The 18,255-nt window shown below is 46.1% G+C and carries 19 protein-coding genes; all 19 read right to left on the bottom strand.

All coding sequences use genetic code 11. From position 1 onward, the window contains the following. Positions 1-9 precede the first annotated feature (9 nt). On the bottom strand, positions 10-552 hold the full coding sequence (gene hpt / locus AC3ARB_RS00095) for a hypoxanthine phosphoribosyltransferase (RefSeq protein WP_488320585.1): 543 nt from the start codon (positions 550-552) through the stop codon (positions 10-12). Positions 553-564: 12 nt separating this feature from the next. Further along, positions 565-1,821 carry a tRNA lysidine(34) synthetase TilS gene (tilS, locus tag AC3ARB_RS00090; RefSeq protein ID WP_488320584.1) on the bottom strand — a complete coding sequence of 419 codons (1,257 nt, stop codon included), beginning with the start codon at positions 1,819-1,821 and terminating at the stop codon, positions 565-567. After that, positions 1,818-3,086, bottom strand: a complete 1,269-nt coding sequence (locus tag AC3ARB_RS00085) for a serine hydrolase (protein WP_488320583.1) — start codon at positions 3,084-3,086, stop codon at positions 1,818-1,820. The genes tilS and AC3ARB_RS00085 overlap by 4 nt, the downstream gene beginning before the upstream one ends. A 12-nt stretch (positions 3,087-3,098) precedes the next feature. After that, entirely contained in the window at positions 3,099-3,209 is a 111-nt protein-coding gene (locus AC3ARB_RS00080) for an SP_0009 family protein (protein ID WP_488320582.1), read from the bottom strand. Beyond that, positions 3,209-3,580 (bottom strand): FtsB family cell division protein, encoded by a 372-nt coding sequence (locus AC3ARB_RS00075; protein ID WP_488320581.1) that lies wholly within the window; start codon positions 3,578-3,580, stop codon positions 3,209-3,211. Before AC3ARB_RS00075 ends, AC3ARB_RS00080 begins: the two co-directional genes overlap by 1 nt. Beyond that, positions 3,567-3,839: an RNA-binding S4 domain-containing protein gene (locus AC3ARB_RS00070; protein WP_488320580.1), complete on the bottom strand. Its 273-nt coding sequence runs from the start codon at positions 3,837-3,839 to the stop codon at positions 3,567-3,569. Before AC3ARB_RS00070 ends, AC3ARB_RS00075 begins: the two co-directional genes overlap by 14 nt. A 173-nt stretch (positions 3,840-4,012) precedes the next feature. Then, positions 4,013-4,570 (bottom strand): helix-turn-helix domain-containing protein, encoded by a 558-nt coding sequence (locus AC3ARB_RS00065; protein ID WP_488320579.1) that lies wholly within the window; start codon positions 4,568-4,570, stop codon positions 4,013-4,015. Between the two features lie 169 nt (positions 4,571-4,739). Next, positions 4,740-5,753 (bottom strand): ArsR/SmtB family transcription factor, encoded by a 1,014-nt coding sequence (locus AC3ARB_RS00060; protein ID WP_488320578.1) that lies wholly within the window; start codon positions 5,751-5,753, stop codon positions 4,740-4,742. Positions 5,754-5,758: 5 nt separating this feature from the next. Then, positions 5,759-7,363: an ATP-binding cassette domain-containing protein gene (locus AC3ARB_RS00055; RefSeq protein ID WP_488320577.1), complete on the bottom strand. Its 1,605-nt coding sequence runs from the start codon at positions 7,361-7,363 to the stop codon at positions 5,759-5,761. Positions 7,364-7,782: 419 nt separating this feature from the next. After that, positions 7,783-11,286 carry a transcription-repair coupling factor gene (gene mfd, locus AC3ARB_RS00050; RefSeq protein WP_488320576.1) on the bottom strand — a complete coding sequence of 1,168 codons (3,504 nt, stop codon included), beginning with the start codon at positions 11,284-11,286 and terminating at the stop codon, positions 7,783-7,785. After that, complete coding sequence (gene pth / locus AC3ARB_RS00045) at positions 11,279-11,848, bottom strand: aminoacyl-tRNA hydrolase (RefSeq protein ID WP_488320575.1); 570 nt, start codon at positions 11,846-11,848, stop codon at positions 11,279-11,281. The genes mfd and pth overlap by 8 nt, the downstream gene beginning before the upstream one ends. 148 nt (positions 11,849-11,996) lie before the next feature. Beyond that, on the bottom strand, positions 11,997-13,112 hold the full coding sequence (gene ychF / locus AC3ARB_RS00040) for a redox-regulated ATPase YchF (protein WP_488320574.1): 1,116 nt from the start codon (positions 13,110-13,112) through the stop codon (positions 11,997-11,999). Positions 13,113-13,204: 92 nt separating this feature from the next. Next, positions 13,205-13,597, bottom strand: coding sequence for a helix-turn-helix domain-containing protein (locus AC3ARB_RS00035; protein WP_488320573.1), 393 nt, complete (start codon positions 13,595-13,597; stop codon positions 13,205-13,207). Between the two features lie 385 nt (positions 13,598-13,982). Continuing rightward, on the bottom strand, positions 13,983-14,378 hold the full coding sequence (locus AC3ARB_RS00030; RefSeq protein WP_488320572.1) for a helix-turn-helix domain-containing protein: 396 nt from the start codon (positions 14,376-14,378) through the stop codon (positions 13,983-13,985). 185 nt (positions 14,379-14,563) lie between these two features. Beyond that, positions 14,564-15,073, bottom strand: a complete 510-nt coding sequence (locus tag AC3ARB_RS00025) for a DUF554 domain-containing protein (protein ID WP_488320571.1) — start codon at positions 15,071-15,073, stop codon at positions 14,564-14,566. Beyond that, complete coding sequence (locus tag AC3ARB_RS00020; protein WP_488320570.1) at positions 15,030-15,272, bottom strand: DUF554 family protein; 243 nt, start codon at positions 15,270-15,272, stop codon at positions 15,030-15,032. The genes AC3ARB_RS00025 and AC3ARB_RS00020 overlap by 44 nt, the downstream gene beginning before the upstream one ends. A gap of 1 nt (position 15,273) precedes the next feature. Further along, the gene (locus AC3ARB_RS00015) at positions 15,274-15,471 is read right to left on the bottom strand and encodes a DUF951 domain-containing protein (protein ID WP_488320569.1); all 198 of its coding nucleotides are present in this window, start codon (positions 15,469-15,471) and stop codon (positions 15,274-15,276) included. Between the two features lie 133 nt (positions 15,472-15,604). After that, the gene (dnaN, locus tag AC3ARB_RS00010) at positions 15,605-16,741 is read right to left on the bottom strand and encodes a DNA polymerase III subunit beta (protein WP_488320568.1); all 1,137 of its coding nucleotides are present in this window, start codon (positions 16,739-16,741) and stop codon (positions 15,605-15,607) included. A gap of 155 nt (positions 16,742-16,896) precedes the next feature. Continuing rightward, a complete protein-coding gene (dnaA, locus tag AC3ARB_RS00005) occupies positions 16,897-18,255 on the bottom strand; it encodes a chromosomal replication initiator protein DnaA (protein WP_488320567.1) in 1,359 nt (452 codons plus the stop codon).

Below are 18,255 nucleotides of genomic sequence, written 5' to 3'. Positions count from 1 at the left end.
CCAAACTTTCTATTTTGTGTAAACTTCTTCTTTCAAAACACCGATGTAAGGCAGGTTACGGTATTTTTCATCATAGTCCAAACCAAAGCCAACCAGGAATTCATTTGGCGTTTCACAACCCACATAATCTGCCTGAATATCAATCACACGGGCCTCTGGCTTGTCCACCAAAGTCACAATCTTGATAGACTCAGCCTTACGGTATTCAAACAAGTCCCGCAGGTACTTGAGGGTACGGCCGGTGTCAATGATGTCCTCAACGAAAATCACATGACGGCCTTCAACATTAGTGTCCACATCCTTGATGATTTTCACCTCACCGCTACTGGTCACACCACCGTGGTAGCTAGACACCACCATGAAATCCAACTCAACATGGGTATCGATGTGCTTGATTAGCTCAGCCATGAAAGGCACCGCCCCTTTAAGCACCCCTACCAAGAGCGGATTTTTATCAGCGTAGTCCGTCGTCAACTGCTGCCCTAGACGCTTGGCTTGCTCCACAATCTCTTCATTAGTGTAAAGGATTTTCTTGATATCTTGTTCCAACATGTCTTATTCTCCTCATTTTATTGATAGACTAAACTTCATTATAGCACGTTTGCCGTCTTTTCTCAAATAAGTTTTATCTGCCGTCACCACCAGCTGGATGACCCCGTCCTGCTCGACCACGATGGCCTGCTCACGCACCTGGGTCGGCAGCTTATCATCGATAAAGAGCCGTGAGACCTTCTTATGAAAGCTCCCTAGCCTGATTCGGTCGCCAGGTTTTGGCTGACGCAATAGCAGAGCAGCTGAGCTAGAAAGACCATAGCCATCTGGCTCAGCTTGGTCATCAAATCGCCAGCTGTAACCGCCGAAAACCAAATCATCGCCATAGTTTAGCACAGACTGGCCCAATTCACCATCGGTCTGAGGATTGATTTTCTCAATCCGCAAGTCATCATAGGACTTGACCAACCAGTAGCCGTTTTTCAGGTGACCACGGTAGTTAGCCCGAGTGCGGATGATGGCCAGCACCTCCTCAAACTGGGCCTTGGACAAGTGCAAGTCAGGAAACTCCGCCAAGTAATTCTGCAAGAGAACTGCCTGAACCGCCTGACTCTGTTTCAGAAAACTAGTCACATCAGTCACCGACAAGCCCTTAGTCAAATCGGCCAAGGCCTGAACTAGCAAGTCTGCCTCCGCCCCCAAGTCCAGCAGGTGCTGATCAACTTGGGGATTTTCGTTTCTCAAGGCTGGCAGGTGGGTCAACCTCAGACGATTTCTGGCATAGGCTAAAGACTGGTTGCTGTTGTCCTCAAAATGCACCACCTCAGGCAGGTCTTTTTTTGACAGGTGCAAGAAGGGTCGAATCAGCTGACCAGAACCGAATGCCTGAACAGGCTTGATGCCAGCCAGGTGACGAAGTCGGCTGCCCCGCAGGATGCGGAAAAGGATAGTTTCTACCTGGTCCTCCCGATGATGTGCGGTGACCAAAGCCGTGTAGCCCTGCTCTGCCATGACCCTAGAAAAAAAGTCATAGCGAAAGTCACGGGCCGCCCCCTCTGTGAAAGTCCCTTCAAAATGGGCCACATAAATAGGCAAGTCATGAGTGTCCGCCCAGTCCCGCAGGTAGGCCTCCTCCTGGTCGGCCTCGGGGCGTTGCTGGTGGTTGACGTGGGCGATGGCCAGCTCAATCCCCAGGGTTTCACGTGAAACATAGAGGCAATGGAGCAGGTTCATGGAATCAAAACCGCCCGACACCGCCACCAGAACCCGCTGATGCTGGTCAAAATAGCCAGCCTGCTGAATCTCTTTGCAAATGGTCGTGTAGGTCATTTTAGAATCTTATAGACATCGTTAGCGATGGCCGTGATGTCCTCGTAACTGGCGTTTGCGGTAAAGATGGATAGGACGAAAGGCTGGTCCGCATAAACGATGGCCACATCGTGGCGAAACTCGTCAGCATCCCCAATCTTATGGGCCACCCGAACAGGAATATCCTTGGCAATCCGTTGGTCATCGTAGGCTGTCTCGGACAGGTAGTCCAGAACCAGACCATCCTGACGGTAAAGCTCGGCCATCATCAGCCCAGCCGTCTCCGCAGACAGGTCCCGTTCAATCAAATCCCAATCCCGACCCAGCAAATATGCCAATTCCAGCTGGAAATCCCGATGGAATTTGTCTGCCACATAGTAACCCAACATGTTGCTGGCCACATTGTCTGAATGCTTGGTCAGGGCCTTGAGCAGGTCTTCGAGGGTGTAGTCCTTATCATCAGGCTCCTTACTAATAATCCCAGCCCCCTCAGGGTCATAGAAGCCCTTGTAGTCCATCACGTCCTTGGTGTATTTGAACTTATCCGTCAGCTTGACCTTGCCCTGGTCCAGTTGGTCCTGAACCTTGTAGATAGTGGCCAACTTGGACACGCTGGCCCCATACATGATGGTGTCTTGATTGACCCCCGCCACCTGGTCATCGTTCAAACGCTGGACATAGACACCGATATTATCTTTTTTATATTTGGACAATAGCAGAGCTTGAACAGCTGCCATCGGGTCTTCATAGACTGCCTGACGGTCAACCCAGCCCTTACCCTCAAGATAATAATAAGTGCCCGAGTAAGTTCTAGCCACCTGCTTGACCTTGGCTTCCTCAAAAGCCGTCACAGCTGGTTTAAGGACTTTCGCCCCGAAAACCAAGGGACGATCATAAATAAGCAGGTCTTTTGGCAACCAAACCCTGGCTTCATAAGCCTCACGGCTCAATTCCTGGTCATCAAAAATCAGGAGTTGACTGGCTGGCAGAAAACCGCCTGATTTGAGCTCAAAAACAGGAATCAGCTGGTCAGTGATAACCAAGCCCTCAATCTGCAGCGGTTTATCTGCTGACAAGACCTGACCGACCCGAGTCAGGGTTTTATCCAGATAGACTGGGGTGTCCCTGTAAAGGCGAGGATTTTTAGGCAGGGCTGTGAAATAGCTGGTATTGGCCAAAAGCTCGAACTGTTCAGACTTGGACAGAACCAGCTCTTGCTCGGTGCTGATGATGGTCAGAGGGGTCAAAAAAACGGGCAAGAGTAAACTTGCTAACAAACGTTTCATGGCTCCTCCTTCCTAGTTTTCATCAGTCTGTTCTTTTAATTTTTGGTTCTTCTCAGCCAACTCTGCCAGCTTGTCATCAGAATAGGTCAAGAAAGTCTCAACAATCTTAATTAAATCTTCCATTATTTTGGTAATAAGTCAGGTAGGAGGTAAACAACCTCCCCTTCTAGCGAGTAGTAGTATTTGGCACGGGCATACTTCTCAACGTATTCATCATTTTGCAGCCGTCTGGCCAATTCCTGCTGACGTTTGGTCTCGTCCTCAACCGCCTGATAATCCTTCTTCAACTGCTCAATCTCAGCCTTCTTACCCTCGATTTGCACAAAGGTAGCCACCATGTTGTAGGTAGGCAGAATGAAAAGCAGAACGATAAGAACCATAGTCACTCCTAAAAAGCGGTTTTTCCGACGATCAGCTTCCTGCTCATAGCGTTTTTTCAGGTTTTCCCCTCGGATAAAGGGGTTGTTTATCTGGACAATTTTAGGCTTCTTCATGGTCTGCCACCCTCACCTCGCTGATGATGCTATACATCTTGCTGGCATCTTCTTTCTTGGTGCTGTCCAGCATGGCCAAAACTTCCACCGTCAAGAGCTTGTTACCAAAGCGGATTTCAATCTGGTCGCCCGTTTTCAAGTACGTCGATGACTTGGCCAAAACACCGTTGACCTTGATGCGGCCCTTGTCGGCCACTTCCTTGGCCACCGTCCGTCGCTTGATGATCCGCGACACTTTTAAGTATTTATCTAATCTCATGGGTTCACCTCCCTAACCCTACCATTATAGCACGTTTTTAGGGAAATGGCAGGGCTGACATCAGGTTTTTAGGAGAAAAAACACCTTCTCCTGCTCTGCCATTGCCCCAAAAGAAAGAAAAACACCTTTACAGAGTTGTCAACACTGTAAAGGTGCTGTCAATTTAGTGTCAACTAAGACCAGAAAATGAGGGCAGAAATAAGGCTCCCTGCAATGAAAATACCGCAGATAAACAAAATAATCTTAATAACAAGCCAAATATCCTGACGCACACTAGGTTCATGTTTTTTCTTGTTATCCAAAAAGTTTAGAATGTCGGCATAGGTTTTAAAATCTTGGCTCTTCCAAATATGATAAACCCGAGCATGAGCACGAATATACGCAATAACCGCCAAGGAAATTAAAAGCGTGAATTGATTTGCTGTCAACAAGAACCTGGTCGGATAGATAAAGGCAAAAGCAAACCAGGACAAGCCCAAGTAAATCAGCTGTTTCTTAAATTGTTTCTGTTCTACATGATGTTTCATCTCATCAACATCTCCTTTGATTAAATGATCCAAAGACACGTCAAAATAGGTCGCCATCAAGAGCAGGCTATTGATGTCTGGGTAGGTCTTTCCCCGTTCCCAGTTTGAGATAGTCTGGCGAGAGACATAGAGTTTCTCGGCCAGGTCTTCCTGCGATAACCCCCTTTCTGTTCTCAGTTCAACCAACCGCTTTTGTAGCTCCATCTGATACCTCCTTGGTCATGTTCAGTTTAATCTTTCTCCTCCTAGTTTACCATACAAGGTCTTTGGAAATCATACTTTTTGCTGTCAAAAGGGTTTGACAGGGGCGCTTTAGACAGAAAAAGTTTACAAGGTTGACAGCCTTGTAAACTTTTTTTGTTCTGTTAGCCAATTACTCTTGACCACTTTCAGCAACAATTCCCAAGTCAAGCAAGACATTGGTCAAGGCCTGAGCAATCAATTCGCGGTTCAATTGATAATTCTTGGTCTCAGGATTCGTCTTAATCATCTGATTTTCCAAAAGAAACTTGGTCTGATAGGTCACACCAGATGGGGAGATTGAAAAGAGTTGAGCAATTTCCTTATTAGAGGTCATCCCTTTTTCAATACATTTCATAATCCCATACCGAGTTGGATCAGCGAGAACCTTGAGAACTGTCTGGGCGGTCTCCTGATTAATTGTTTTTTGGCGCTCCACTTCAAGATAGTAGTCATAAACATACAAACCTAATGCAATTAAGCGATGATTTTTTTTATAATGAACGAGTAAATAATGACCTGATAACAACAAGATGAAACAGTCTTTCCGACTGTGGTATTCATCCTCACTGAGTACTTCTTTGAAAATAAGGGGATATAGGTTCTCAGATTGACTCAGGCTCTCTTGTAAACGATTGATTTTGTCTTCATAAGTCCGATAAAGGTAGTCAGCCTGTTGGCAATAAAGCACATATTGACGATCCAGGGCTTCTAAAAGTTCCTCTTTCTTGGCTTCAAAATCAGATAAGATGGTAAACAAATACCACTTATTGGTGGGAAGTAAATCCAACTCCTCTAATTGATGGTAGCCCTTCTCTAAATGTGACAAGGAAAAAGTCTGTTCAAGTAACTCCACAAAGCTGGACAAGGTTTGCTGAACCAAAAATTGTCGATAAGTTCCAAAGTCCTCAAGGCTATCCATTTGAAATAATAGGGCCAACAATAAATTATAATCCCTTGTCACAAAACGTCCAAAAATAGATTCTTGAGCCTTTAAGGATTCACTATAAGACAAAACAGCCTGCTTATAAGCCGCAGGCATGATTCTGTCCAAGAGCGTCTGTTCCTTGTCATCAAGGAAGTCGTCGATAACCGTCACAAGCTCAAAAGATTTCAGAAAATCGACTAAATAACTCTTCTTATTCACAATGTTTACCCCAATGTTATGATTTGATTTAGGTTGTTTTTCAGCTGTTCTGTTAAACGGTGAGTAACCATAATAACCATTTTCCCTGTTGACAGGATATAATCTTCAATCTGGCGACTGGTGGCTTCATCAAGATTAGCTGTCGCCTCATCTAAGATAAGTACTGACTTATCTCTCAATAAAGCTCTTGCGATTGCTAGCCGTTGGCGTTGACCACCTGACAAGTTTTTACCGTTATCAACAATCTCATCCTCCAAATGAAACTGCTCCAGCCCCAACATCGTCAACATAGCAGCTAAGTCTTCTTGACAATGTTGATTGGTTAAGTCAATGTTATGACGAATGCTGTCATTGAACAGGAAGGTAGTTTGATTAACATAGGACAGTTGCTGGAATAGATTTGTTGATGGTTGCTCTCCATTAATCTCATACTGTCCTGAAAAATCTCGTAACTGACCAGTTAAAATTTTCAAGAGGGTTGATTTTCCGCAACCACTTGCCCCAATTATAGCATATTTTTGACCTTTATCAAAGGTCAGCTCTGTCGGAAAGGCGAGCTGATTATTATCAAAGGTAACGGCAACATCGTTCAACACTAAGCTCTCTACATCCGTTTGAAGCACATCATTAGGTAGGTCTTCCTTGACCGTTAAAATACGACTTGTCGGCTTAACAGCTTGATAAAAAATAGGTTCTGAAAAGGCAGGATTAGCAATCATACCAAATTTATTTTGATAAAGGGTTTGACCGGACTGATAAAATTCTTTTTCTGATAAAAATTCCATGACAGCAGAGCCAAAGTTAGGAAGTAGTGCTGTTACAGAAAGAAAGGCACCCGCTGGAACACGCCCTTTCATCACATTATAGGAGAGGATTCCTAAAGCAATGACCGTCAACAGGGAGTTCAACAGAGTTAAACAAGCACTCATCAGGGCTGTAAAGGCATCTGCATTCAAATTAGTGGTGGCATATTGATGGGCGGCTTGTCGTGATTTTCTGAGAAAAACTGAAAAAGCTGTATTTTCCATAAAAGTATCAAAACCTTGCAAGAGTTCACGCATCTTGCCCAAATAAGTTTCCTTAGCCTCCTGAACCCCTAATATATGTGATGATAGGGCTTTTTGAAAGAGGCTAGGAACATAGGCCATGATAGCAAAAGAAGCTAGGGAAATAAGGGCCATACTATAATGAATGGTAAAGAGTGACCCAAAAATAAATAGGGTTACAGTTGCCTTTTCAACCATTGAAAAGTATTTCGTTAAGGTTAAATCAAGGACCTTATTGACATCATTCACATAAACAGACAATCGTTCACCATGATCTTTCTGATGAAAGTCTTGATAACTTAGAGCCGCTAACCATTTATCTGTTTTTTGCTTCATGTCCTGTGACACATGGTAGAGTGATAAAGCCCTTAATTTGGCATTAAGGTACATGAACACGCCATAAACCACATAAATACCTGCGACCAATAAACTATTTCTCAGAAGTTCATGAGCCGTATCAGCAACCAAGAACGCCAATGAATAGGCAACCATAACCTCCAAAATAGCTGTAAACACAGTAACAACTACTGCTAGTTTCACACTTCTATAGGCCAGTAATTTCATTTCTACACCTTCCTTTTTCTTATCAAGCTCTCTCCCTCTAACGATAATAAACTATCATTAGAGGGAAAAAGTTAAAACATCTTATGTTTAGTCAGCTCACTAACATGTCTTCTCTTACATCTGAATTAAATAGCCGATAAATTAATCTTTCTCAATGATAATGTTGATTTTCCAACCTTGTGGGTTAGCCATAATTGTTCTCCTTTCATAAATTGTTATCACTTAAAAATTTCTTTCATTTAGAAATGAGTTAAAACTAAATTTTTTTAAGTTATGAGTAAATTATATAAAACTGAATCCTTTCCGTCAACAGTTTTTATTGAATTTTTTTCAGTTTTTACAAAAAAATATTTATTGAGTTAACGTCAAACAAAAAAGAGAGCTAAAATAGCTCCCTAAAATTAAGTTATCTGCTCTAACTAGTTCTTGTTTTTCCTAGCCTTAATGGTTTCAAAAGCTTGGCCGAAGTGTTTGAGTTCTTGGAGGATTTGATGGTCTTTTTGGCCGTGGATATTAAAGACAACTTCAATCTTGCCTTGGTTTTCACCGATACGGGCCTTGAGGCTGGTCTTGGACAGGGCCTCAAAGTAGTCCTGGGTTAAAAAGAGGGTCTGGGTCAGCTTTTCAAAGCGAACAATCAGGTCTCTACCTTTCTTCTCAACGACTTCGACAAAGGCCTTGTCCATGTAGGATTTAATCAGCCCAATCTCAATCAGATAGGCCACCTGGTCTGGATATTCGCCAAACCGGTCCATGAGTTCGTCTTGGAGGTCTTGGTAGTCAGCTTCGCTATCAAGCTCCCGAATCCGTTTGTAAACCTCAATCTTCTGGCGTTCATCGGAAATGTAGTCGGTCGGCAGGTAGGCATCAATCTGCAAGTTGAGTTCAGCGTTACCCTTACGACGGGCTGTTGATCTGCCCTGCTTATTGGCGATAGCCTCCTCCAAAAGCTGGGAATAGAGCTCAAAGCCCACCGAGTCAATAAAGCCAGACTGGGAGGCTCCGAGGAGGTTACCAGCCCCGCGGATGGAGAGGTCCCGCATGGCAATCTTGAAGCCAGAGCCCAGCTCGGTGAAGCCCTTGATGGCCTCCAGGCGTTTCTCGGAAACCTCGGTCAGGACCTTGTCCGGTCGGTACATGAGGTAGGCGTAGGCAATGCGATTGCTGCGGCCAACACGGCCCCGAAGTTGATAGAGGGTTGACAGGCCCATGTGGTCGGCGTTCTCGATAAAGAGGGTGTTGACGTTGGAAATGTCAACGCCAGTCTCGATGATGGTCGTCGCGACCAGGACGTCGTAAACGCCAGCGATGAAGTCCAGTAGAGTGTTTTCCAGCTGGATTTCTGTCATCTGGCCATGGACAAAACCGATAGAGGCCTCAGGCACCAGTTCAGAGAGTTCAGACACCTTCTTGTCAATGGTGTCAACACGATTGTAAACGTAGAAGACCTGACCACCACGGTCCATCTCCCGCAAAATAGCCTCCCGAACCATGCCAGGATTGGTCTCCATGACATAGGTTTGGACAGGGTAACGGTTGGTCGGTGGGGTCTCGATAACCGACAGGTCCCGAATGCCCAACATGGACATGTGGAGGGTACGAGGAATCGGAGTCGCCGTCAGAGTCAGGACATCCACCTTGGTCTTGAGTTCCTTGAGTTTCTCCTTGTGCTTGACCCCAAACCGTTGCTCTTCATCGATAATCAGAAGTCCCAAGTCTTGAAACTCAACATCTTGAGACAGGAGACGGTGGGTTCCAATCAGGATATCCACCTGACCCTTTTTGAGTTTTTCTAAGCTCTCAGCCTGCTCTTTTTTACTGCGAAAGCGACTAAGAACATCCACGTTGACAGGGAAGTTGTCAAAGCGTTCCTTGAAGTTGGCATAGTGCTGCTGGGCCAAAACCGTGGTCGGCACCAAGACAGCCACCTGCTTGCCACTATTGACTGCCTTGAAGGCTGCCCGCATGGCCACTTCAGTCTTACCAAAGCCCACATCCCCCACCAAAAGTCGGTCCATGGGCTTATCAAGCTCCATGTCCGCCTTGATTTCCTGAATGGAACGGAGCTGGTCGCCGGTTTCCGCATGGGCGAAGTCGGCGTCAAACTCCCTTTGGTTGTCATCATCTGGGGCAAAGGCAAAGCCCTTGAGCTGACTCCGTTCAGCATAAAGTTTCAGAAGGTCATCAGCGATGTCCTCAACCTGCTTGGCCACCTTTTGCTTGGCCTTTTGGAAACGGCCATCGTTGAGCTTGCTGATTTTGGGTTCCTTGCCGTCGCTGGCAACGTACTTGGACAGGCTGTCAATCTGGTCAATGGGAATGGAAATCCGGTCAGAATTTTGGTACTGAATGGTCAGGTAATCCCGATGAATACCTGAAACCTCAATGGTTTCAATACCCAGAAAACGGCCGATACCATGAACATGGTGAACCACGTAGTCACCCGTTGACAACTCGCTGTAATCCTTTAGCCGTTCAGCGTTGGAGATATTTTTTCGTGACACCCGTCTCTTGATTTTCTTATGGAAAATCTCAGCCTCGGTGATGACAACCAGCTTCTCATCAGCAAAATAGAAGCCTTTGGACAGGCTGCCTAGGGTCATCTGGACCTGGCCCTTGAGGAGCTGGTCAGGTTGACAGGTTTGACAAGTGACTTGATAGTCTTGTAAAGCACTTGTCAACTTATCCAAACCTGATTGACTAGAAGCCTGCAGGACAACCGTTGCCCCCTGTTTCTGGTAGCGATGGATTTCATCAACCAAGAGAGGGAACTGGTTGAAAAATTCCTGCATGGGGTACTGGGTCAGGTTATGGAGCTGGTCAAATCTGATGTTCCCCAGACCTTTATGGAAGGTTGAAAAGAAGGTGGCTGGCTTGTGTTGACGTAGGTTGGCATAGCTGTCCACAAAGTAGGACAAGCTAGGCAGGCTCTTACCTGCCTGCAAATCATCAGTCAAGAGATTGGCCGTGTCCAGCTCAAAGCGAGCATGACGGTCCACCAACTTCTGGAAATCATCAAAGAAAATCGGTGTCCCATCAGGCAAATAGTCTAAGAGGCTGTGAGCCTTGGCATAGAAGAGGGATAAGAATTTCCCAAGTTGCGGGTGCTTATATCCTGCCTTGGTCGTTGACAGGATATCAAAGAGGTAGGCCTTGGCCTCTTCAGGAGCGGTCTCAAGGGCTTTTTCTAGCTTGACTGCCCCTCGTTCCATGTCCTCAGTAGTCAAGAGGATACTGTCTGCTGGCCCAATTGTCACCTGGTCCAGACCATCAAGGGATTTCTGACTATCAATGTCAAAGTTACGAATGCCGTCTAACTCATCACCGAAAAATTCTAAACGGTAAGGTTGGTCAGCGGTCAAGGGATAGGTGTCCAGAATATCCCCTCGACGGGCAAACTGGCCTGGCCCCGTCACCTGAGACACCCGTTCATAGCCCAAGGTTGACAAGTGATTGACAAGCTTGTCAAGGTCAATTTCCTGACCCACTTCCAAATCCACTTGACTGGCTTGGTAGGTCTCTGGGCTGGGGAGCTGGATTTTAGTGCCCATGAGGCTGGTCACCAAAATCCCCTCACGGCTCTCATCTAGGAGAAAATCCAGACTCGCCAACCTGGCCTGGGTTCGGTCAAGGGAGGAAAAGAGAAACTCCGCTGCTGGGGCATCATCTGTGAAAAAGAGAAAAACCTGGTCTTGGTCAAGTAAACCAGCCAGTTCATCTGCCAGTTTTTCAGCTTCGTTCTGGGTGGCTGTGACCACCAGCAACTTGCCACCAGCCTGCTTGAAACTGCTGGCAATGGCCAGGCTACGGCTGGATCCTGACAAACCCATGACCAGCTGACGGGTCTGGGTTCTGACAGCAGGAAACCATTTGGCCAAGGATTTTCCTGACCCAAAAAGGGAAATAAGGTCCTGTTTAACCATTGTACTGTTGCATGGTCCTTTCAAAATCTCGGCTCTGTAAATAGAAGTTGACAGCACTGTCAACCTTTTCCAGGGTGTTAAGGATGGTGATGTGCTCATCCTCGTCAAAACGGGTCAGAACATGATTGACCACCGCCACATTTGGCTTGGGACGGCCGATACCAATCTTGATGCGGTCAAATTCCTGACTGCCAGTATGAGCGATGATGGACTTGATGCCGTTGTGGCCACCAGCTGAACCCTTGGCCCGGAAGCGGATTTTACCAACCTCTAAATCAAGGTCATCATAGATGACAATCAAGTCCTTGAGCTCAATGTTATAAAAGGCCAAGATGGCTCGAACAGCCAGACCGCTGTTGTTCATGTAGGTGGTCGGCTTGACAAAGTAAACCTTCTCGCCGTTGATAAAGCTAGAGGCGATGTAGGCCTTAAATGTTTTGTCTTCTGTAAAGCTGGTGTCAAGGTCCTTGACAAGTCTGTCAACGGCCATAAAGCCGACATTGTGGCGGGTCTGGTCATACTTACTACCAACATTACCCAAGCCAACGATGAGTTTTACCATAGTTTTCTCCTTTGTAAAGACCAAAAGGGCTGGAAAAAGGTTCCAGCCTTGGTTTGGTTGTTGTGTGTGTCACTAAGTTCTGGCTCTGCTATGTCCCAAAAAACAAGAAACTCTAGAGAGCGAGCGAACTAAAGGCTTGTGGGGAGCCCTAGACGTTAAATCTAAACTCCATAATGTCCCCATCTTGGACAACATACTCTTTGCCTTCCTCACGCAGGCGGCCAGCCTCCTTGACGGCCTTCTCGCTGCCGTAGTGCATGAGGTCGTCGTAGCTCATGGTCACGGCACGGATAAAGCCACGCTCAAAGTCCGAGTGGATGATACCCGCCGCTTGAGGGGCCTTGATGCCCCGCTTGAAGGTCCAGGCACGCACCTCTTTTTCACCGGCGGTAAAGTAGGTGCCCAGGCCCAAAAGGTGGTAGGCGGCACGGGTCAGCTTGTCAACGCCAGACTCGGTCAAACCGATAGCTTCCAGAAACTCCGCCTTGTCCTCGTCATCCAACTCAGAGATTTCCTCCTCGGCACGGGCAGAGATAACCACCACTTCAGCGTTTTCAGTCGCTGCAAACTCGCGGATTTGCTGAACGTAGCTGATGTCATCGGGGTTAGCCACCTTATCCTCGTCCACGTTAGCCACGTAAAGCACAGGCTTGGTGGTCAAGAGGAAGAGCTGCTTGACGATTTTGAGCTCGTCATCGGTGAAGTCCACGGTCCGAGCCGACTTGCCGTCCTCGAGGACTGGCTTGATTTTTTGGAGAATGTTAAACTCCGCAACCGAGTCCTTGTCCTTTTGAGTACGAGCCATCTTCTCCACACGGGCGTAACGCTTGTTGACCGATTCCAGGTCAGCCAAGATCAGCTCCAGGTTGATGGTGTCGATGTCCGCAAGGGGATCCACGAAGGCATCCTCACGGCCTTGCTCGCGCATGACATTTTCATCATCAAAGGCCCGAACCACGTGCACGATGGCATCCACTTCACGGATGTTGGCCAGGAATTTGTTACCCAAGCCTTCACCTTTTGAAGCCCCTTTAACAATACCGGCAATGTCGGTGAACTCAAAGGTCGTTGGAACAGTCTTTTTCGGAGTGATGAGCTCAGTCAGTTTGTCCAGACGCTCATCTGGTACCTCAACCATGCCCACGTTAGGGTCAATGGTCGCGAAAGGGTAGTTAGCAGCCTCGGCACCTGCCTTGGTAATTGCGTTGAAAAGGGTTGATTTGCCGACGTTAGGAAGGCCGACAATACCTGCTGTTAAAGCCATGTGTGTTTCTCCATTTGTAATTTTTCAATCATGACTATTATAGCAGAAAATCAGCAAAAAAGCTTGCGATGGACAAGCTTTTATTACCATGGTTAAAAAAAGTTAAATAATAATGGTATAATCACTAACAGAACCCACCAATATTCTGAGAGTAAATCCAGTAAAATGGCTAGTCCATCCCTTTTTTCATACTGGCCAGTCTCTGGATTGAGAACAAATTCCCTGCCTTTTAAGAGTTGGAGATTCTCATCATCTTCCTCTGAGGCCTCATAAGGGTTGACTGGTTTAACTCCTGTCACCAACTCATCAAGAGTCACCTCAAAGATTGACGCTAGCTTGACAAGGGTGTCAAGGTCTGGTGCGGTTTCCCCATTCTCCCATCGGGAGATGGCTTGACGGGAAAGATGGAGTTGCTCTGCCAAGCCTTCCTGGGACAGGCCTTTTTGACTGCGGAAGTGTTTCAGCTGCTCTGCAAATTTGCTCATAAGAGTTACCTCGCTTTCTTTACCCTTATTCTATCAAAAATTCACTGAGCAGACTAGAAACCACTCAGGGAATCCCGCAACAAAAGGTGGCAAGTGCTAAAATGGTCCCCTTATTTGAAATTAATTGAAGTAGGACACAATAAAATAGACACCCAAAAGAATAATGGTCGCAAAAATGAGTGCCACGACATCTCCAACAGCGAGTGGTCATTTGGATTCTTCATGGAAATATTGCCACATGTTCATGGGCTTTTCGACATTCTCAACCACTTTTTCTATGATGACTGGTTCTGGTTTGATACCTGTCAGTAATTCATCGGTCGTCACCTCAAAAATTGACGCTAGCTTGACAAGGGTGTCAAGCTAGCGTCAATTAAGGTTGTCATCAAAAGCTCCTTTCAAATGAAAACGGCCAAGGCACTGCACCAGCAGTGTGTAATAAGGCCCAAATGATAAAAATGATAGCAAAGCTTAGCAACAGGTTACCAAAAACCATCCAGTAGGTTTTGATGATTTTTTGTGTGGTCCATTCTGTCTGAGCCTTCTCAACCACCCGCTCAATGATGACCTCAGGTTCCTGTTTCTTGCCTAAAACCAACTCATCGAGGCTGATGTCAAGGATGTCAACCAACTTGACAAGGTTGTCAAGGTCGGGGCTAGATTCGCCAGTTTCCCATTTGGAGATGGATTGGCGGGAGAGGTAGAGCTTAGTCGCCAGATCCTCTTGAGACAGGTTCTTGGCCTGGCGAGCTTGTTTTAATTGTTCTGCAAATATGGTCATGGTAGACCCTCCTTATCGTTTGATAGGTCTAGTATAGCCCAGAAATCGGTTGCTTTCAAGCACTTATAGTTGTCAACCAGCAGTTGACAAGACCCTCTAAACCCTTAATGTTACTGACTTTTTAAGTTTCGGTTCTGATAAAGAAAAAATCCCTGGGTGAGCCACCCAGAAATTTTCTACTGTTCTTAAAACAAAGCAAAGACCGCTGCTACAACAACTGCTGGCAGTAGATTAGCGACCTTGATCAGCTTGCCAAAGACCAGATTGAGACCAACACAGAGAATCAAGACATTACCCACCAGGGAAATGTTTGCCAGAACCTGGTCAGTCACCAGGGGAGCTAGGAACTGTGCCAAAAGGGTGATGGAGCCCTGCAAAAGAAATACAGGTAGGGCAGAAAAAATAGCTCCCTTGCCCTTGGAAGCTGTCACAATCAGGACGACAATCAAATCCAGCACAGCTTTTGCCGCCAAAATACTGTAATCACCCGTCAGCCCTTCCGTGATAGCCCCTAAAATGGCCATAGCCCCGATACAAATGGTCAGAGAGGTGGTCAAAAAGGCGTCCACAAAACCGCTATCGCCCTCACTCTTGCTAATGGTTTTCAGCCAGTGACCCAGGTTCTCGAAGCCAGTTTCAATGCCCACCAGCTCACCAATCAGGGTTCCCAAGGACAGACTCACAATCATCAGCATAGGAGCTGGTAGGGGGGCTTGCTGCTTGACTGGCCTGATTGAGCCCTTCTAAGCTGCCAGATAGGCCCAGAACAATCACAGAGACCCCTGTCACCTTCATGAGGGCGTCCTGGAGGCTCTCAGACAGGCGTGAGCCGATGACAAGGCCCATAAGGCCGCCTAGGAGCACACCGCCCGCATTCAAAAAGGTTCCAATCATCTTAGCCCTCCAAAACTTTCTTGAGCTTACGTTCAAAATCGTGTCGGCTCATCATGACCAGGTGGTCGCAGTTGGTGCACTTGATTTTGATGTCAGCTCCGACACGCACCACCTGCCAGCAATTAGCTTTCTTACCAGTTGCCTTGATGGTGCAGGCATGGGGCTTCTTCATCTCGACCAGAGAGTTTAGTTGATACATGGTCGTCCTCTTTCTTTTTTAAGTCTTGCTCTATTTTACCACAAAAACTAAGGTGAGCACGCTTGTTTTTTTGGAAAATAGCAGAGCAGCTCAGCCATTTCCCAAAGAAAAAAGCCCACGAGGGGCTTAAAGCTTAGTTGGTCCGAACTGGGGTAATCAGCTGGATAAAGTTGTCGCTGTCCTCAGCAGGCGTCAGGGTGAAGGGACGAACTGGCGAGATAAAGCGGATGGTCACTTCTTCGCTCTTGATGGCCTTTAGGGCCTCAATCAGGTAGGTCGGGTTGAAACTGATGGTCAAATCGCTGCCAGAAACCGCCACAGTGTCGATTTCCTCGTTAACCTTACCAACCTCTGGCGAGTTAACCAAGGCCGTCACTTGAGAACCTGTAATCTCCAGTTTGACTGTACCGTTTTGGCTGGCATTAGAAACCAGGTGAGCTCGTTCCATGGCCTGACGGAGTTTAGCCGTGCTAAACCTTGTCTCGGTCTCAAAGGTCTTGCTGAGCAGGCGGTCAGTATCAGGGTAATTCCCTTCCAAGAGACGGGTATAGAAAGAAGTTGTTTCGCTTCGGAAAAGAACCTGGCTACTGGAGAAAAAGACCTCAACAGTTTCCACATCATCACCAAATACTCCTGAAAATTCACGGAGAGATCGGCTTGGAAGCACCACATCAAAATTGTCACCAGCTTTTTCAAGAATCAGCTTGCGTTGGCTCATGCGGTGGGAGTCAGTTGCTACCGCCTTGAAGTCCTTGTTATCGGTCAAGACCAGGTGAACCCCTGTCAAGATTGGACGACTTTCCTGGGTACTGGCTGCAAAGGCTGTTTCAGCAATTAAGGTCTTGAGGAGTTTAGTTTCCAGAACCAATGGGTTGTTGGTCGCAATTTCTTGCAAGCGAGGGTAGAGTTCCACGTCCTTACCCTTGAGGGTAATCTCAGATTTACCGCTCTTGAGAACCACTTGTTTTTGTTCAATCTCTTCAAAATCAAGGGTTACATCTGGCAAACTTGAGACAATATTGATAAAGAAACCAGCTTCTAACAGAATAGATCCTGTCTGACTAATCAAGAGGCCTGCATTATCATTGGTTTGTGAAATGGTGTGTTCGATGGAAATCTGTCCATTTGAACCCGTTAAGGCAATGCTTTCTTTGGTAACGTCGATTTTAATTGTTGATAATACAGGGATAGCATTTTTACTAGAGATGGCCCGTTTGGTAGCATTCAAAGCATGAAGAAAGAAGGCTTTATTGATGGAAAAATGGATCATGATAACTCCTTTATTTTATAAGTATTAAGTTTAGTAGTAGTAGTAGGTCTTGTGTATATTGTGGAAAAATAGCTTAAACGCTGAGTTTTCTTGGTTTTGTTCCTTGTGGATAACTTGTGGATAACTTCGACTTTTTTAGAATGTTTTCCACAATGTTAAGTTAGTTTAGAAATAATGGTATTGATTTCTGATTTGAGGTTGGGATCAGCTTTGATCATTTCTTCAATTTTTCGGTAGGAATGCAAGACCGTGGAATGGTCGCGACCGCCAAATTCTTTGCCAATTTTTGGTAGGCTGTAATCGGTCAATTCTCGGGTTAGGTACATGGCAATCTGTCTAGCTAGTGCAATTGCCTGTTGGCGTTTGGTGCTGTTAATGTCCTTGACAGTAACCCCATAAAATTTACCAGTTTCTTCTTTGATGGTTTCGATGGGAATAACGGTCATTTTAATGTCATTAGGTTTGATGGCCCGAAGTGCCTCAGCAATTAAATCAATCGTGACTTGGTCAGTTCCTTTTGAGGTTGCGATGAGGTTGATACTGTTTAAGGCCCCTTCAATCTCCCTAACATTGGAGTTAAATTGGTTGGCTAAATACTCTATGGCTTCTTTTGAGAAGTAGAGGTGGTAGTTTTCGATTTTCTTTTGGATAATGGCAAAGCGGGTCTCATAATCCGGAGGTGTAATATGAGTCGGTGTTCCCCAACCGAATCTGGTAACCAATCGTTGCTCCAAACCATCCAGTTGAGCTGGTGCACGGTCACTGGTCAAAACAATTTGTTTATCGTGTTTGAGGAGGGCATCAAAGGTGTTAAAGAACTCTTCTTGGGTTCCTTCCTTACCAGCCAAGGATTGCACATCATCAATGAGGAGATAGTCTAGTGTGCGGTATTTTTCCTTGAGTTCCTCCATTTTACCTGTTCGAATATTGGCGATAAACTCATTGACAAACTCTTCTGTTGTGACGTATTTGACCCTTGCTTTTGGGTCTCTTGCCATGGCAGCATTACCGATAGCGTTGAGCAGATGGGTTTTTCCAAGCCCTGGTCCTCCCCAGATAAACAGCGGGTTGTAAGGTGTTCCGGGGGTTTCCGAGACGATTAATGAAGCAGCGTAAGCAAAACGATTCCCTTCTCCTCGGATAAAGTTATCAAATTGATATTTGGGACTGATATTTGACGTCAGTGAGTTTTGGAAATAGGGCTCGGCAATCAAGGGTTCAACGCTATTGTCCTGAAATTCCTCGTAAGAGACACTGCTTTCCACCAGGTATTCGATGCTAAGTTCGTCCTGATAAACTTCAAAGCCAGCTGCCAAAATCAGAGGCAAGATGACCAAGTGGAGGTGTTCTTTCCAATAGTTCATCTTCATTTTGAGCAGGCTGATGTAGGCCACTTTTTGTTCAACCTTTACTAATTTTGCATCCAAAATAAAGTACTCGTAGGTTGTTGGGGCAATTTCTTTTTGAGCCAGCTCTAAAAATCTGGTCCAAAATCGGTCTTTTTTATCTGGCAT

Source organism: Streptococcus sp. ZY171113 (assembly GCF_057748235.1).
Note: the sequence above shows the minus strand (reverse complement) of the source record. Positions and strands in the feature narration are given on the sequence as shown.

Excerpts from the sequence above, each read along its gene's own strand:
- pth (WP_488320575.1), bottom strand. The coding sequence starts at position 11,848 with ATGGTAAAACTCATCGTTGGCTTGGGTAATGTTGGTAGTAAGTATGAC.
- mfd (WP_488320576.1), bottom strand. The coding sequence starts at position 11,286 with ATGGTTAAACAGGACCTTATTTCCCTTTTTGGGTCAGGAAAATCCTTG.
- AC3ARB_RS00055 (WP_488320577.1), bottom strand. The coding sequence starts at position 7,363 with ATGAAATTACTGGCCTATAGAAGTGTGAAACTAGCAGTAGTTGTTACT.
- AC3ARB_RS00020 (WP_488320570.1), bottom strand. The coding sequence starts at position 15,272 with ATGATTGGAACCTTTTTGAATGCGGGCGGTGTGCTCCTAGGCGGCCTT.
- AC3ARB_RS00035 (WP_488320573.1), bottom strand. The coding sequence starts at position 13,597 with ATGAGCAAATTTGCAGAGCAGCTGAAACACTTCCGCAGTCAAAAAGGC.
- AC3ARB_RS00075 (WP_488320581.1), bottom strand. The coding sequence starts at position 3,580 with ATGAAGAAGCCTAAAATTGTCCAGATAAACAACCCCTTTATCCGAGGG.
- AC3ARB_RS00070 (WP_488320580.1), bottom strand. The coding sequence starts at position 3,839 with ATGAGATTAGATAAATACTTAAAAGTGTCGCGGATCATCAAGCGACGG.
- hpt (WP_488320585.1), bottom strand. The coding sequence starts at position 552 with ATGTTGGAACAAGATATCAAGAAAATCCTTTACACTAATGAAGAGATT.
- tilS (WP_488320584.1), bottom strand. The coding sequence starts at position 1,821 with ATGACCTACACGACCATTTGCAAAGAGATTCAGCAGGCTGGCTATTTT.
- ychF (WP_488320574.1), bottom strand. The coding sequence starts at position 13,112 with ATGGCTTTAACAGCAGGTATTGTCGGCCTTCCTAACGTCGGCAAATCA.
- AC3ARB_RS00065 (WP_488320579.1), bottom strand. The coding sequence starts at position 4,570 with ATGGAGCTACAAAAGCGGTTGGTTGAACTGAGAACAGAAAGGGGGTTA.
- AC3ARB_RS00015 (WP_488320569.1), bottom strand. The coding sequence starts at position 15,471 with ATGTATCAACTAAACTCTCTGGTCGAGATGAAGAAGCCCCATGCCTGC.
- AC3ARB_RS00085 (WP_488320583.1), bottom strand. The coding sequence starts at position 3,086 with ATGAAACGTTTGTTAGCAAGTTTACTCTTGCCCGTTTTTTTGACCCCT.
- dnaA (WP_488320567.1), bottom strand. The coding sequence starts at position 18,255 with ATGCCAGATAAAAAAGACCGATTTTGGACCAGATTTTTAGAGCTGGCT.
- dnaN (WP_488320568.1), bottom strand. The coding sequence starts at position 16,741 with ATGATCCATTTTTCCATCAATAAAGCCTTCTTTCTTCATGCTTTGAAT.
- AC3ARB_RS00025 (WP_488320571.1), bottom strand. The coding sequence starts at position 15,073 with ATGCTGATGATTGTGAGTCTGTCCTTGGGAACCCTGATTGGTGAGCTG.
- AC3ARB_RS00030 (WP_488320572.1), bottom strand. The coding sequence starts at position 14,378 with ATGACCATATTTGCAGAACAATTAAAACAAGCTCGCCAGGCCAAGAAC.
- AC3ARB_RS00080 (WP_488320582.1), bottom strand. The coding sequence starts at position 3,209 with ATGGAAGATTTAATTAAGATTGTTGAGACTTTCTTGACCTATTCTGAT.